We start from the raw sequence: 14,299 nt of genomic DNA, 5'->3' as shown, positions 1-14,299 counted from the left end.
ACATCAGGGTAAATATTGAACCCCACGCAAATATTAGGAATGCCAGAGCGCCTGTGTCCATTTTCATCACCTCAGAGTTTTATGAGCACCTCGTTCTTTGCGAGCTCTTCGCCGTACTTCTTCTTGATGGCCAGGTAAGCCTCGATAGCACCGATGACGAGGATTATGATGATAACTATCCTAGCCCTAATGATGAGGCTGATGATTTCTGGGGTGTAGTCGTAGCCGAGAACCTGAGTGACGTAGGCCTCTGAGACGCTGAAGGCTCCTTTCTTGATGTAGTCAAGGGTGTTGCCACCGAGGAGGAACAGCATGAACAGCGGCGCTATTATGGTCATTATTGGCCTGTACCACTCTGGAACTTTAATGTAAGCACCCTTGTGGAGCTCCTCCCAGAAGTTGTCGGGCTTGAAGAGCCAAACTGCAACTATGATGTCGAAGAGACCAAGCAGCACGAGGAAGTAGGAACCAACCCACATGTCGAGCTCGCTGAGGTACGCTAGGGTGCTGTCAAGGGCAACTGGCAGTCCAAGCAGGAACAGGAATATGAACACTAGCCAGGTGCCAACCTTCCTCTCGATGTGAATGTCCTCCTCGAGCATGGCGACGAGGTAGTTGTAGGTGGCTATAGCTGAAGTGAATCCCGCGAACCAGAGCAGGAGGAACCACATGGCACCGAATATCTGACCTGCCGGCATGTTGGCGAAGACGTTCGGAAGGGCCATGTATGCGAGACCGACACCACCCTTGACGGCCTGCTCTGGACCGAGGTAGGCGAAGGCTATCGGGATGGCGAGAGAACCACCGAGGATGACCTCTGCGAACTCGTTGAGTGAAACTGTGGCGAGACCTGAGAGGGCAACGTCGTCCTCAGGACCGAGGTAGCTTGCGTAGTTGTGTATGATACCCATACCGAGGGACAGTGTGAAGAATATCTGTCCCGCCGCTGCCAGGCTTATCCTGAAGAAGTTCTGGCTGAGTGTCTGAAAGTCAGGCTTCCAGATGTACTCGAGACCCTTGATGGCGCTCCACTCTGGCTTTACGGGTGAGCCAAGGGTCAGTGCCCTGAGAACCAGGAGTACAGCGAACACGTACAGGAGGGGCATCATGACTTTAACCCAGCGCTCGATACCTTTGCTAACTCCCTGCCCAACTGCTATTCCAAGGAAGAGCATCGTCAGTCCCCAGAAGAATATCACTGCCTTGGTGTTGGCGACATAGTCAAGGAAGAACTGCACTGTATCCTTGCCGAAGTAGGCTCCGGTTAGGCTGTAGTAGGTGTAAGCCGCGGACCAGCCTATGACCTGATAGTAGTATGAGCTGAGCAGGGAAGCGACCGAGAAGGCCAGCATTCCACCGATGATACCGAAGATCATGGCTGTCCTTGGCTTGAGGCTCTCCCTGGCCATGAGGTAGAACATTGGTCCGATTGTACCGTGTCCGTATTTACCACCGTAGCGACCGGTGGTCCACTCAATCCACATCACAGGGATTCCCAGGAACACCAACGCTATGAAGTACGGTATCATGAATGCGCCGCCACCGTTGCTAGCGAGCTGGTATGGGAACCTCCAGAAGTTTCCAAGACCTATGGCATTTCCTGCCATGGCTAAAATTAAACCAATCTTGGTTGCCCACTGATCCCTCTGTTCCACATTATTCACCCCCGTTCTTAAATGCGTGGGTAACGAAACCCCGTGTACTATAACGGGGCATTATGTATGGGCTCTTGCATTCTATAAAAAGCTTTCTAATGCCTCTTTTCGATAAAAGACGATTTACTTGGCCACAAAATGGTTGAAATTCTTTTCTTGTCATTTTGTTAGTACGTCAAAATAACGTAAGTGGATGTCTGACATTATGACAATAGTTCCCCAATTTGAGGATGCTAATGACAAAGAATATCCCAAGACCTAAGGCAAAGATTTAACTTGTGGTCAACAATAAATAGGGAGGGGTCGATGATTGGAACGAGAGTGAGCTGAGGCATGATGACCGACTTCTCGCTGAGACCCCCTCAGTTTAACCTCATTTCATTCGTTTTTATTCAGCGCTGCTTTATTATGTTCGTTAATGTATAAAAAATCTTGGATGTACAGCCCTGTTTTTGCCTTAAAATTTCGGTAGATTTTTTCTTTTGGCCGAAAATTTCCGTATATAACTTTTTGTTTGAAATTAACCGTTCTCCTGCCTCCTTTAGCGAAAGGTTTATATATGCAAACGTCTAACTGGGTATCGCAAATTACCGAAACCCGAGGTGGGAAAAATGGTCGAGATTGACCCATTTGAGATGGCCGTTAAGCAGCTTGAGAGGGCTGCCCAGTTTATGGACATAAGTGAAGAGGCTCTTGAGTTCCTTAAGAGGCCCCAGAGGATTCTTGAGGTCAGCATCCCCGTCGAGATGGATGATGGTTCTGTTAAGGTTTTCACCGGTTTCCGTGTCCAGTACAACTGGGCACGCGGCCCGACTAAGGGTGGTATAAGGTGGCACCCTGAGGAGACCCTCAGCACCGTCAAGGCCCTTGCCGCCTGGATGACCTGGAAGACCGCCGTTATGGACCTCCCGTACGGCGGCGGTAAGGGTGGTATCATCTGCAACCCGAAGGAGCTCTCTGACAGAGAGAAGGAGAGGCTCGCCAGGGGATACATAAGGGCTATCTACGACATTATCAGCCCGTACACTGACGTTCCTGCCCCTGACGTTTACACCAACCCACAGATTATGGCCTGGATGATGGACGAGTACGAGGCTATCAGCAGGAGGAAGGTTCCAAGCTTTGGTATCATCACAGGTAAGCCGCCTGGAGTCGGTGGTATCGTTGCCAGGATGGATGCCACCGCCAGGGGCGCTGCCTTCACCGTCAGGGAAGCAGCTAAGGCCCTCGGCATGGACCTCAAGGGCAAGACCATCGCCATCCAGGGCTACGGTAACGCCGGCTACTACATGGCCAAAATCATGAGCGAGGAGTTCGGTATGAAGGTCGTCGCCGTCAGCGACAGCAGAGGCGGCATTTACAACCCGGACGGACTCAACGCCGACGAGGTTCTTGAGTGGAAGAAGAAGAACGGCAGCGTTAAGGACTTCCCAGGCGCCCAGAACATCACCAACGAGGAGCTCCTCGAGCTCGAGGTCGATGTCCTCGCCCCGAGCGCCATTGAGGGCGTCATTACCAAGGACAACGCCGACAAGATTAAGGCCAAGATCATTGCTGAGCTCGCCAACGGCCCGACCACCCCGGAGGCCGACGAGATCCTCCACGAGAAGGGTGTCCTTGTCATACCGGACTTCCTCTGTAACGCCGGTGGTGTCACCGTCAGCTACTTCGAATGGGTCCAGAACATAACTGGAGACTACTGGGACCTTGAGACCACCAGGGCTAAGCTCGACAAGAAGATGACCAAGGCATTCTGGGACGTCTACAACACCCACAAGGAGAAGAACATCAACATGCGTGACGCCGCCTACGTCGTCGCTGTCCAGAGGGTCTACGACGCCATGAAGTGGCGCGGATGGGTGAAGAAGTGATCCTTCTCTCTTTTCTTACACCTTTACCAGCTTCTGGCCTTCTTTCCATCACGTAAACCTGCTGGCATTTTTCGCTAAGGATAAAAAGAGGAGATTGTCCCCGAGGCAGCTAGGGACAGAAATGGGGACTATGGGTTTACCTTCCGTCTCTTAACCGCTTTATTGGCCCTGTCAGTATCTGACCCTCTCTTATTAACCCCTCCGGCCTGTAGTAGATTATCAATAGGGCTAAAACACCAAATAGAATGTATTCTAGCCATACTGGCTCAAAGGGTATGTGTAGTAGCTGTACCAGCTGGAACTTGTAAGTCTCTATTAGAACTTTCAGCGTCACAAAGATAGCTGTTCCAAGGAGAACTCCTCTGTTATTGCCCCTTCCCCCTAGGAGTATCATGATGAATGGGTAGAACGCCCACTCAATCCTAGTGAATGCGCTACTTATCAGGTTAAGAGCATGGAAGCCATAGAGGACTCCGCCGAGAGCTGCTATTCCCGAGCCAATAATTGAAGCTTTAATCCTAATCCTCATAACGTCCCGACCGAAAGCCTTCACAACTTCCTCGTTCTCCCTGTGGGCCTTCAACAGTCTTCCAAAGGGCGTGTTGAGAAGTTTCTCAGCGAATATGAATACCAGTACCATTACCAGGAGAACAAGCCCTATGAATACCCACTCCCTGTTGCTTCCCGACAAAAAGGCTAGTGGGTCTGGAACCGCTGTTCCATAGTACCCGCCCATTAAAGATGGAGTGTAGTAGGCCAGCAGAAACGTTACCTCACCTATGGCCAAGAGCGTCATTCCGAGGTAATCCCCCTTGAGCCTAGCGCTCGGTAGTATGAAGAGGGCACCCAAGAGGGCCCCGAACAGGAAAGCCAATGTTAGGGAGCCAAAGAAATAAACCAGTCCATAGATGGGGTGGACTGCGAAGAGGCTGTTGGCTTTGAAGACGAGATCGGTGGTTCCAGTTATAAGATCGCCGTCGATTCTGAGCATAGCCATGAGGATACGATTTACAGCTCCACCAAGCATAATCGCCCCTATAAGGACGGCGAAGTGCCTTCCGAAGTTTGGTATTCCTGTGTAACCGTACTCAATGTTCAGGCTTATGTTTACTACCGCATATATCCCAATCCAGACGAGTATGAGCTGGAGCAGTTCCATGATCATCTCATCAACCTCCTCCAGACCTTTGTGCCGGTCATCCCCTCGGGCATCAGCAGTAGTACGGCTATCATTATCATGAGAGAAACCACCTTTCCGTAGACGAGAATCCCAGTCCCGAGAACGTCTGAGAGACCGAAGGTAACAAGTGACTCGGAAAGGCCTATTATGTACCCGCCAATGAGACCACCGCTGATGTTCTTTAGTCCACCGACTATACTGGCCGCGAAGACTGACACTATTATAAAGCCTCCAGTTCCGGGTACTGTCTCCTGAAGGAAGGGCAAGACTGCACCAACCATGCCCGCCAGTGCCGCCGCCAGAAACCAGGAAAACAGCCTCGTCCTCTCGACGTCTATCCCCATTGCTTCGGCTAGGGCAGGGTTTTCCATCGACGCCCTTAGAGCGGTTCCGAACTTGGTGCGGTACAGCAGGATGTAGAGTGCGACGAGCGTCGCAACTACAAGGAGGCTGGAAACGACTAACCTGCCGGGAATTCCTGACACAGCAAAGTCAGCGTTCGTAAAGACAAATTTGCTAGCGTTTCTCTTGAATGCAGAACTTATGACGTCTGAATAGGCACCGAGTAGGCCGTAGAGGATAATGTCCACCGCCAGTGTGGCCATCATCAGCATATCAACCGAAGCACCTTTTCGGATTAAGGGCTTCAGCGTGAGCAGGTAGACAGCTATACCAAATAGACCTCCTGTAATAGGAGCCGGAATGAGAGCCAAGTAGGGGTTGAGCCCGAGCCCTACGTAGAGCGTGTACGCTAGATACGAACCTATCACCGCGAAGGAACCGTGGGCAAAGTTTGGAACTCCAGTGGTTATGTAGGTGAGCGTGAGCCCTAGGGCCAAGAGGGCCAACAGGTTGGCGTAGGTCAGCGCACCTTCAAGAACACCCATCGACATCACCCGCCTCAAGCTTTTCCGTCTTTTCCCCAACGATTTCAACGTCCTCAATTATGCCGAGGAAGTGTCTCTGGAATTTATCATCCGTTATAAGCCTAACTGGGTCTCCCTCGTAGAAGACCCTACCACTAACGAGCATGTACCCCTTGTCACTTATCTCCAGGGCCTTCTTTGCATTCTGCTCTACGAGAAGGACCGTAAGCCCGTGATCGTCCCTCATCTCCACTATCTTTCCGAATATTACGTCGGCAAGCTTGGGAGCGAGCTGGGCAGTCGGTTCGTCGAGGAGTAAAAGTTCACTGTTTCTAATTAATGCAGTCGCCATGGCCAGGAATTGCCTCTGACCACCACTTAGGTTCCCGGCCTTTCTCTTCAACAGGTTTTTTATCTCCGGAAACACCGAGAGAGCAAGCTCTAGCCTGTCTTTGAATTCTTCTTCAGAGAGTATGTAGCCGGCCATCCTGAGGTTCTCCATGACGGTTAGATTAGCGAACACGTTGTTGGTCTGGGGCAGGTATGCCATTCCCATCCTTGTTCTTTTAAAGGGGGGTAGTTTCGTGACGTCGGTGCCTTTAAACAGTATCCTCCCAGAGTAGACCGTCGTCAGCCCGAAGACCGTTTTCAGGAATGTTGACTTTCCGGAGCCATTGGGGCCAACTATCGTGGTGATCTTTCCCTTTTCTGCCTCGATACTCACGTCAAAGAGTATCTGGAGCTTTCCATAGCCAGCGTTAACTTTTTCTGTCTTCAGCATGTCTAACCCCCCATGTATATCTCGGCCACGCGAGGATCGTTCACAACCCTTTCAATACCCACTCTGCCCTTGCCCTCGGTGAGAACCTTGCCGTTGAACATTACATAGAGGTGGTCTACGTATCCTAGGACTATGTCGAGCCTGTGCTCTATGAGGAGCACGGTTATCCCCTGCTCCTTTAAGCTGACAAGCTTCTGGAGTATGTCGTGGGCAAGGGACGGTGCAACTCCTGCAACGGGCTCGTCCATGACTATCAACTCGGGCTCAGTCATCAAGGCCCTCCCGATCTCGAGGAGCTTCATTTGACCACCACTTAGGCTCCCTGCTGGTCTGTCCCAGAGATGGTCAAGCTTAAGGAACTTCAAGAGCTCCCACGCACGTTCTACGTACTCCTCTTCCGTCTCTAACCACTGACTTTTTCTGAGGGCTGAGATGACTCCCTCACCAGGGTGGACATTGGCTATGAGCATGTTCTCGAGGACAGTGAGTGATTTAAGTAGCTGGGGAGTCTGAAAAGTCCTGACGATACCTTGGCGATACACTTCGTTGGGAGGCATGTTGGTTATGTCTTCTCCTTTGAAGAGAACCCTGCCACTATCAGCCTTCAAAAAGCCCGTTATCACGTTTATCAGCGTGGATTTCCCTGAACCGTTGGGACCTATTATAAGTGTCAGGGTTCTCTCATCCACCTTAATACTCACTCCATCAACGGCCCTTAACCCACCAAACGTTTTGACAAGATTTTCAGTTCTCAGTATAGTTCCACCCATCTAGACCCCCCGATGGACTTCGATAAAACAAAACAGAGGGAGAGGCTTTAGTGCCACTCAACCTCTCCGGTCGAGGACTTCCAGAGCCCGACCATCTCCCAGCTTCCATCCTTAACAGCCCATATGGCATAGTCGCCACTAGCCCTGTCGTTCCATTCGTCGAGCTCTATGTCGCCGGTTACTGATGAAACGCTAAGTTCTCCAGAGCTGTATTTTGACAGTATTTCCTTTATTTTCTCGACCATCAAGTCAGGATCGTAGGTTCCATTCTCTTTCAAGACCTCGGCATAGGAGAGAGCAGCAACCCAGGCCGCGTCGTAGGCTATGAGGGCATACTCACTGGGCTCTATTCCGAACTTCTCTTTGAACCTCTCGATAAGCTTCTTTCCTGCATCGCTCTGGGCGTAGAACTGGGTGGAGAACAAGGCAACCTTTGAGGCCTTGTCTCCTGCCTCCTCAACTATCTTGTCGCTGAGCACGTTTCCGTCCGAGCCAAACCACTTGACGCTAAGCAGTTCTGAATCGTCAGGAATCTGGGAGAGAAGCGTCGCTATCTCGTCAAACCCGATGACCCACACTGCCACTTGGTCAGCCGAGTACTTAGATAATAGAGAATTAATTCCATCCTCTGCCTTTGAGATGTACGGTGACCAGTCTGTTGGTTCTGGATTGCTGGGATAGCTTATGTCCTCGGCGATCTCGATATCACCCTTAATCTGTTCGATCGTCGCATCGTGCAGTCCTTTACCCCAAGCGTCTCCACGGTAGAGGATCACGAGCCCCTTGATTCCCTTGCTTTTCAGCTCTGCCGCTATAGCCTCGCTCTGGAATAAGTCTGTTGGAACGAAGCGGAACACGTACTTTTTCTCCTCGGGACTTGCGAATCCAATGAACTTTGGTGGCGCGGTCGATGCCTCGGAGATAACCACAATCTTGTGGGCAGCCACGTAGCTCCTCATGTTCTTAAGCTCACCGCTTGATGTGGGTCCAATTATCACCTTAATACCCTGGGCATCGAGAGTCTGGACTTTTTCCAATGCAACTTTGGGATCAGTCCTCGTGTCTTCAAAGTAAATTTCGACCTTAAAATTCATATTGTTCTCGGAAAAGTACCTGTTTATGTCCTCCTGAGCCAGCTCAAGGGCGTTCTTTATCTTCTTTCCGTCCGATGCTATCGGTCCTGACAAGTCAAGCAGGGCACCGAGTTTGATTATCTGAACCGAAGAGCTGCTAGACTGTTGGCTGGACTGGCTTGGAGACTGGGAAGATCCTCCTATACAGCCCGCTGCAATTACCAGCAGGCTCACCAAGAGGAGTGCTGCCAACTTCTTCATGGTGATCCCTCCTGAATTTTTCTCCGCCTATCAAGTTTACCAAGGTTAAATGTTTATCGAAGGTTTTTTTGAATCTATGACAAAATTCCTAATATTTTGCGACCATGCATATTAGGATCGTGCACATTCCTTAAAAAATGATTGACATTCTGTCAACATGTATAATTATAATTTGACTATAAATCAGAATAAATTAAATGTCGTTGTCCAAATGGGTGCACACTGTCGGCATAATCAGAAAAACATGGGGATGGAATACTTGTATTCATGCCTTAGCCCAGTATTCTTTCTCTTCGACCATTGCCCTTATCATCTCGTCTTCGTCCTTGAACATGGTTCTTCTCGATGGATTCTGCATGCCGTAGAACTCCATGAAGGGGCTTGGCCTCCTCTCGAACGGGTAGTAAAGGTATATTGCAGCAAGCGTCCGATAGGCCTCTGCCATTTCACTGATTACTCCCGCTGAGACACCTTCAGCGTAATGATAGACGGCTATAGCTTTGCTGACATCGACCAAGTTGAAGTCCCTCTCCACAAGCTGTCTTCTTAGGATGTCGGTAGCCTGCTCTATGTCTTCTCTGTCAAGCTCCTCAACCTCTTCGCCGTCGAGTAGGTGTTTGATTTTGATCCTCTTAATCGAGGGATCTTTGTTCACCTGGTTATCATACTCGGCAACGACCCACCAGTCGTCGAGGGCGCCAGGGTCAAGGACTGTGAAGTGCTCGCTCAGCTTGTCGTAGAAGTCCCTGACGCGGTGGTAGTACTCATCCTCGTGGCCCGTCATCGGGTAACTGAGATAGATTATGGGCTTCTCGTTCTCCCTGAAAATCAAGTTGAGGAAGACCTCATGTGGATGCCTTATGCCGAACTGGAGGACGTAGCGGACTTCAAGGCCTTCTTTCTTCAGCTCGTGGACGAGGGTCTTCACGTGGTTTATGGCATCCTCACGCCACATGACGAGAGTCGTGAGCTTTATGTTCTCGGGGTCTTTGCCGAAGCGCTCGAACCACTCAGGGTCGTTTATTATCCTCCTCCTGACGGAGAGAACGTCGTCGAGGACTATTATAACGCGGTTCGGCTTCAGGAGCTTGAGGTTGCTGGTAGTAAAGCCTATAACACTTCCGCTTCCCCATCGGAAGAGGCTAGGAGTTGAGACAAGGTGGTACTTCTTATCGCTCTCATTTATCTCCTTTCTTATTCTATTGAATGCCTCGTCCCTTATCTCGTTCATCAGATCTTGGTGACTTATTGCGAAATCCAAAACGTTCTTCCGGGTTATTTTAACGCCCAGTTCTTTACCGACTTCCCTTATGTAGTCGAAGACGTGGTAGTATGTGTAGCTCTCTCCGTTGGCAAGCTTGAGGGCCTCGGTTATATACTCGTCTCTGCCGTTGAGAGGGGGGCCTGTTAAGAGTATTACCTCCTTCATTCTACCACCCTAGAAGTCCCCTTAGGACGAAACCTTTAAATACTATTCCCCTAAACCGCACTTGTAGAAGTTCTTCTATTCTAAAAGCATACTAGCAGGGGTGTTGTAATTGGCTGAAAAGCTAAAGGGAACGACTACGGTCGGCATTGTATGTAAGGACGGTGTTGTCCTAGCGGCGGACAGGAGAGCATCGCTCGGCAACATGGTGCTGTCAAAGGAAGTCACTAAGGTGTTTCAGATAGACGACCATCTGGCTCTAGCTGGAGCTGGGAGCGTCGGGGACATTCTCTCGCTCGTTAGACTTCTGAGGGCTGAGGTTAGGCTCTACAGGGCCAAGGTCGGGAGAGAGATAAGCGTTAAGGCCCTCGCAACGCTTACTTCTAACATTCTCCACGGGAGCAGATTCATGCCATACTTTGGGTGGTTTCTCATAGCCGGTTACGATGAGAAGCCCGCACTGTATTCCCTCGATATGGCGGGCGGCGTTACAGAGGATAAGTTCACCGCAGCCGGCTCTGGAATGGAGCTAGCCTTCGCAGTTCTTGAAGATGGGTATAGGGACGACATTAATGTTGAAGAGGGCGTTAAGCTTGCCCTTAAGGCTATAAAAATTGCCACGAGGCGTGATGTTTTCACAGGCGATGGAATAACACTCGTAACCGTGACGGAGGAGGGCTACAGGGAGCTGAACAGAGAGGAAATAGAGGCTCTTCTGAAGTGAGGTGGTGACTTTGATAAGGAGAGAGACGTTTGTTGACGACATTCTACGTGATATAAAAGCGGTAATCTCGCAGATGGTTCCGAGGGAAGCTAGAATAACAGACATCGAGTTCGAGGGACCGGAGCTCGTCATCTACGTTAAGAACCCCGAGGCAATAATGCAGGATGGAGAGCTCATCAAGAACCTCGCCAAGGTTCTCAAGAAAAGGATAAGTGTCAGGCCTGATCCGGAAGTTCTTCTCCCACCGGAGAAGGCCGAAGAAATGATAAAAGAGATAGTTCCGCCGGAGGCAGAGATAACCAGCATCAGCTTTGATCCGTCCGTGGGTGAGGTCCTCATAGAAGCCAAGAAGCCGGGTCTAGTGATAGGTAAGAACGGTGAAACGCTCCGCTCAATAACCCAGAAGGTTCACTGGGCTCCCAAGGTGATACGAACTCCTCCGCTCCAGAGCCAGACGATATACTCCATCAGACAGATACTCCAGACCGAGAGCAAGGACAGGAGGAAGTTCCTCCGTCAGGTCGGCAGGAACATCTACCGCAAGCCCGAACTCAAGAGCGAGTGGATAAGGATAACCGGTCTCGGAGGCTTCAGGGAAGTCGGTAGGAGTGCCCTTCTCGTCCAGACCAACGAGAGTTATGTTTTGGTTGACTTCGGTGTTAACATAGCTGCCCTCCGTGACCCCAAGAAGGCCTTCCCACACTTCGATGCTCCGGAGTTTCGTTACGTCCTGGATGCAGGCCTTCTCGATGCGATAATCATAACTCATGCTCACCTCGACCACAGCGGTATGCTTCCATATCTCTTCCGCTACAAGCTCTTCGACGGACCAATATACACGACTCCACCGACCAGGGACCTTATGGTTCTCCTCCAGCAGGACTTTATCGAGATTCAGCAGATGAACGGTGTCGAGCCGCTTTACAGACCGAGGGACATCAAAGAGGTCATCAAGCACACCATAACCCTGGATTACGGCGAGGTCAGGGACATAGCGCCAGACATGCGTTTAACGCTCCACAACGCCGGCCACATCCTTGGTTCTTCCATAGTTCATCTCCACATAGGAAACGGACTTCACAACATAGCAATTACCGGAGACTTCAAGTTCATCCCAACGAGGCTTTTCGAACCGGCCGTTTCGAGGTTCCCAAGGCTCGAGACCCTCGTCATGGAGTCTACCTACGGTGGAAGCAACGACCATCAGATGCCGCGTGAGGAAGCTGAGAAGCGCCTGATTGAGGTCATTCACCAGACAATAAGGAGGAAGGGCAAGGTTCTCATTCCGGCCATGGCCGTCGGTAGGGCCCAGGAGATAATGATGGTTCTCGAGGAGTACGCGAGGGTTGGTGGCATAGAGGTGCCGATTTACCTCGACGGAATGATTTGGGAGGCCACCGCCATACATACGGCCTATCCAGAATACCTCAGCAGACACCTCCGCGAGCAGATATTCCACGAGGGCTACAACCCATTCCTCAATCCGATATTCAAGCCCGTCGCCAACTCCAGGGAGAGGCAGGACATCATAGACAGCGGTGAGCCGGCGATAATCATAGCTACTTCGGGCATGCTTGTCGGCGGACCGAGCGTGGAGTACTTCAAGCAGCTCGCTCCGGATCCAAAGAACAGCATGATATTCGTCAGCTACCAGGCAGAGGGAACCCTCGGAAGACAGGTGCAGAGGGGACTCAGGGAAATCCCGCTCGTCGGCGAGGGGGGCAAGACCGAGGTCGTCAAGGTCAACATGGAGGTTCACACCATCGACGGATTCTCAGGTCACGCCGACAGGAGGGAGCTCATAAGCTACATAGCAAGGCTGAGACCGAGGCCCGAGAGGATCATAACAGTCCACGGAGAGCCCCACAAGTGTCTTGACCTCTCGACAAGCATCCACAAGAAGTTCGGCATCAGCACGAGGGCCCCAAACAACCTCGACGCAATCCGGCTGAAGTGATGGATATGTTCGTTAGGTGTCCCTCCTGCGGGAGGCTCTATTCTTCCCTTATTCCCCCTACATGCTCCTGTGGCGAACCACTTAGGATAGCCTACGACTATGAGAATGTTGATGTGTCCAGATGGGGAAACCGTAAGAAGGGCGTATGGCGCTACAGGGAGCTTCTGCCAGACGTTAATGAGATTGTCAGCCTCCACGAGGGTGGAACGCCTCTTCTGAGAGCCAAACTTGGTGAGGAACTCGGACTAAACGTCTTCATCAAGGATGAAACGAGGAACCCGACCGGCTCCTTCAGGGACAGGCTCATCACTGTTGCCGTTTCCTATGGCCTACCCCATGCTGAGAACGGTTTCGTCGTTGCCAGCAACGGGAACGCGGCAGCTTCCCTCGCGGCCTATGCAGCCAGAGCTGGCAAAGAGGCCTACACGGTAGTCCCCAAGCTCATAGAGAAGTGCAAGCTAACTCAGATTGTTGCCTTTGGGGCCAAAATCATACGCTACGGCGAGAGCGTTGACGAGGGCATAAGCTACGCTGAGGGGCTGGCTGAAGGTAGGGGCCTGTACAACATCACCCCCGAGAGCAACCTGATTGGTCTTGAGGGCCAGAAAACGGTGGCTTTCGAGCTCTGGGAGGAGCTCAACCCTACCCACGTGATTGTGCCTACTGGAAGCGGCAGCAACCTTTACAGCATCTACAAAGGTTTTAGGGAACTCCTAGAGATTGGCGTAATCGAGGAGATGCCCAAGCTCATAGCAGTTCAAACTGAGAGATGCTCCCCTATAGCGAGCGAGGTTCTCGGCGTTGAGCCTAAGGCCGAGCCGACCAAAGCTCTGGCTCTCTACGTCAAGAACCCCCTCACGAAAGAGCTCGCCCTTGAGGCTATACGGGAGACGGACGGAACTGCAGTCCTCGTTGGGGAAGACGAGCTTGATTTGGGTGAGAGGCTCCTCGCGAAGGAGGGTATCTTTGCCGAGTACGCTTCGGTGGTAATAGTCCCGGCACTCCTCAAGCTCGCCGAGGAGGACTATTTTGAGAGGGACGACAGAATAGCCCTAATCGTGACGAGCTCCGGATTAAAAGGTCACTATTCGGAGGGCAGGGAAAAGTTCACCCTTGGAGGAACCAAGCTCGAAATCCTAAAGCTGCTCAGCGAAAGGAGCATGTATGGCTACGAGATATGGGAAGCACTGGAGAAGCCCCTCAAGTATCAGGCCGTCTATCAGCACCTGCGCGAGCTCGAAAGCCTCGGTCTCATAGAGGAATCTCACAAGAAGGGACGGCGCGTGTACTACGGGCTCACGGAGAAGGGTAGGAAGTTCCTCGAGACGCTCTCTGCCTAACGGAAAGGTTTTAAAACATCTTTTTAAAGCTAACCGTAGGTGAAGAATGTGAAGCTGACGATTGAGCATAAGTTTTCACTGTCCGTGTATCTATGGGGACTGATCACCGGATTAATCAGCGGAATAGCTGCAGCTAAGGTTCAGTACGGCTGGCTGCTCGGCATCGCGCTATACTTCGTCATCGACAAGTTCGTGCTCGCTCTAATAAAAGAGCTGCCACCAGAGATAGAGGACGAGCGCATGATTCTGAAGAAGGCCTTCTGGAGCTGGTTCCTGTTCTGGCTCTACTTCACCATGCTCAGCTACACGCTAGTGATAAACTTCCAGCCCCAGTTCTACTCAAACCAGAGCCTGCTGTATCAACTCACGCAGAACGGAGCGGTGGCGGGGTGAGC

12 protein-coding genes are annotated in these 14,299 nt (G+C 51.3%); 5 read left to right on the top strand and 7 right to left on the bottom strand.

From position 1 onward, the window contains the following. Window positions 1-71: 71 nt before the first annotated feature. Window positions 72-1,655 carry a sodium-dependent transporter gene (locus E3E33_RS03785; RefSeq protein WP_012571114.1) on the bottom strand — a complete coding sequence of 528 codons (1,584 nt, stop codon included), beginning with the start codon at window positions 1,653-1,655 and terminating at the stop codon, window positions 72-74. Window positions 1,656-2,266: 611 nt separating this feature from the next. Here E3E33_RS03785 and gdhA point away from each other — a divergent pair. After that, entirely contained in the window at window positions 2,267-3,526 is a 1,260-nt protein-coding gene (gdhA, locus tag E3E33_RS03780; protein WP_167711109.1) for a glutamate dehydrogenase, read from the top strand. A gap of 136 nt (window positions 3,527-3,662) precedes the next feature. Here gdhA and E3E33_RS03775 read toward each other — a convergent pair whose 3' ends face one another. The 6 genes from E3E33_RS03775 to E3E33_RS03750 all read right to left on the bottom strand — a co-directional run bounded on the left by E3E33_RS03775 (window position 3,663) and on the right by E3E33_RS03750 (window position 9,886). Continuing rightward, complete coding sequence (locus E3E33_RS03775; protein ID WP_012571116.1) at window positions 3,663-4,691, bottom strand: branched-chain amino acid ABC transporter permease; 1,029 nt, start codon at window positions 4,689-4,691, stop codon at window positions 3,663-3,665. After that, complete coding sequence (locus tag E3E33_RS03770; RefSeq protein WP_240910567.1) at window positions 4,688-5,599, bottom strand: branched-chain amino acid ABC transporter permease; 912 nt, start codon at window positions 5,597-5,599, stop codon at window positions 4,688-4,690. The genes E3E33_RS03775 and E3E33_RS03770 overlap by 4 nt, the downstream gene beginning before the upstream one ends. Continuing rightward, the gene (locus E3E33_RS03765) at window positions 5,580-6,353 is read right to left on the bottom strand and encodes an ABC transporter ATP-binding protein (protein ID WP_012571118.1); all 774 of its coding nucleotides are present in this window, start codon (window positions 6,351-6,353) and stop codon (window positions 5,580-5,582) included. The genes E3E33_RS03770 and E3E33_RS03765 overlap by 20 nt, the downstream gene beginning before the upstream one ends. Before the next feature lie 2 nt (window positions 6,354-6,355). Further along, complete coding sequence (locus tag E3E33_RS03760; protein ID WP_012571119.1) at window positions 6,356-7,123, bottom strand: ABC transporter ATP-binding protein; 768 nt, start codon at window positions 7,121-7,123, stop codon at window positions 6,356-6,358. Window positions 7,124-7,170: 47 nt separating this feature from the next. Further along, a complete protein-coding gene (locus tag E3E33_RS03755; RefSeq protein WP_167711112.1) occupies window positions 7,171-8,457 on the bottom strand; it encodes an ABC transporter substrate-binding protein in 1,287 nt (428 codons plus the stop codon). A gap of 265 nt (window positions 8,458-8,722) precedes the next feature. After that, entirely contained in the window at window positions 8,723-9,886 is a 1,164-nt protein-coding gene (locus E3E33_RS03750; RefSeq protein ID WP_167711114.1) for a hypothetical protein, read from the bottom strand. 109 nt (window positions 9,887-9,995) lie between these two features. Here E3E33_RS03750 and psmB point away from each other — a divergent pair, with 109 nt between their 5' ends. From psmB to E3E33_RS03730, 4 genes are read left to right on the top strand one after another with little or no spacing between them, the layout of a single operon-like run. Continuing rightward, window positions 9,996-10,607, top strand: a complete 612-nt coding sequence (gene psmB, locus E3E33_RS03745) for an archaeal proteasome endopeptidase complex subunit beta (protein ID WP_167711116.1) — start codon at window positions 9,996-9,998, stop codon at window positions 10,605-10,607. Window positions 10,608-10,617: 10 nt separating this feature from the next. After that, window positions 10,618-12,564: a beta-CASP ribonuclease aCPSF1 gene (locus E3E33_RS03740; protein WP_012571123.1), complete on the top strand. Its 1,947-nt coding sequence runs from the start codon at window positions 10,618-10,620 to the stop codon at window positions 12,562-12,564. A gap of 5 nt (window positions 12,565-12,569) precedes the next feature. After that, complete coding sequence (locus E3E33_RS03735; protein ID WP_167711155.1) at window positions 12,570-13,904, top strand: pyridoxal-phosphate dependent enzyme; 1,335 nt, start codon at window positions 12,570-12,572, stop codon at window positions 13,902-13,904. A gap of 39 nt (window positions 13,905-13,943) precedes the next feature. Then, on the top strand, window positions 13,944-14,297 hold the full coding sequence (locus E3E33_RS03730) for a hypothetical protein (protein WP_337998363.1): 354 nt from the start codon (window positions 13,944-13,946) through the stop codon (window positions 14,295-14,297). The last annotated feature ends 2 nt before the right edge of the window (window positions 14,298-14,299 follow it).

Source organism: Thermococcus sp. GR5 (assembly GCF_012027535.1).
Classification (GTDB): Archaea; Methanobacteriota_B; Thermococci; order Thermococcales; family Thermococcaceae; genus Thermococcus; species Thermococcus onnurineus.
The sequence above is the reverse complement of the archived record's forward strand: the minus strand, read 5'-3'. Positions and strand labels throughout refer to the sequence as shown.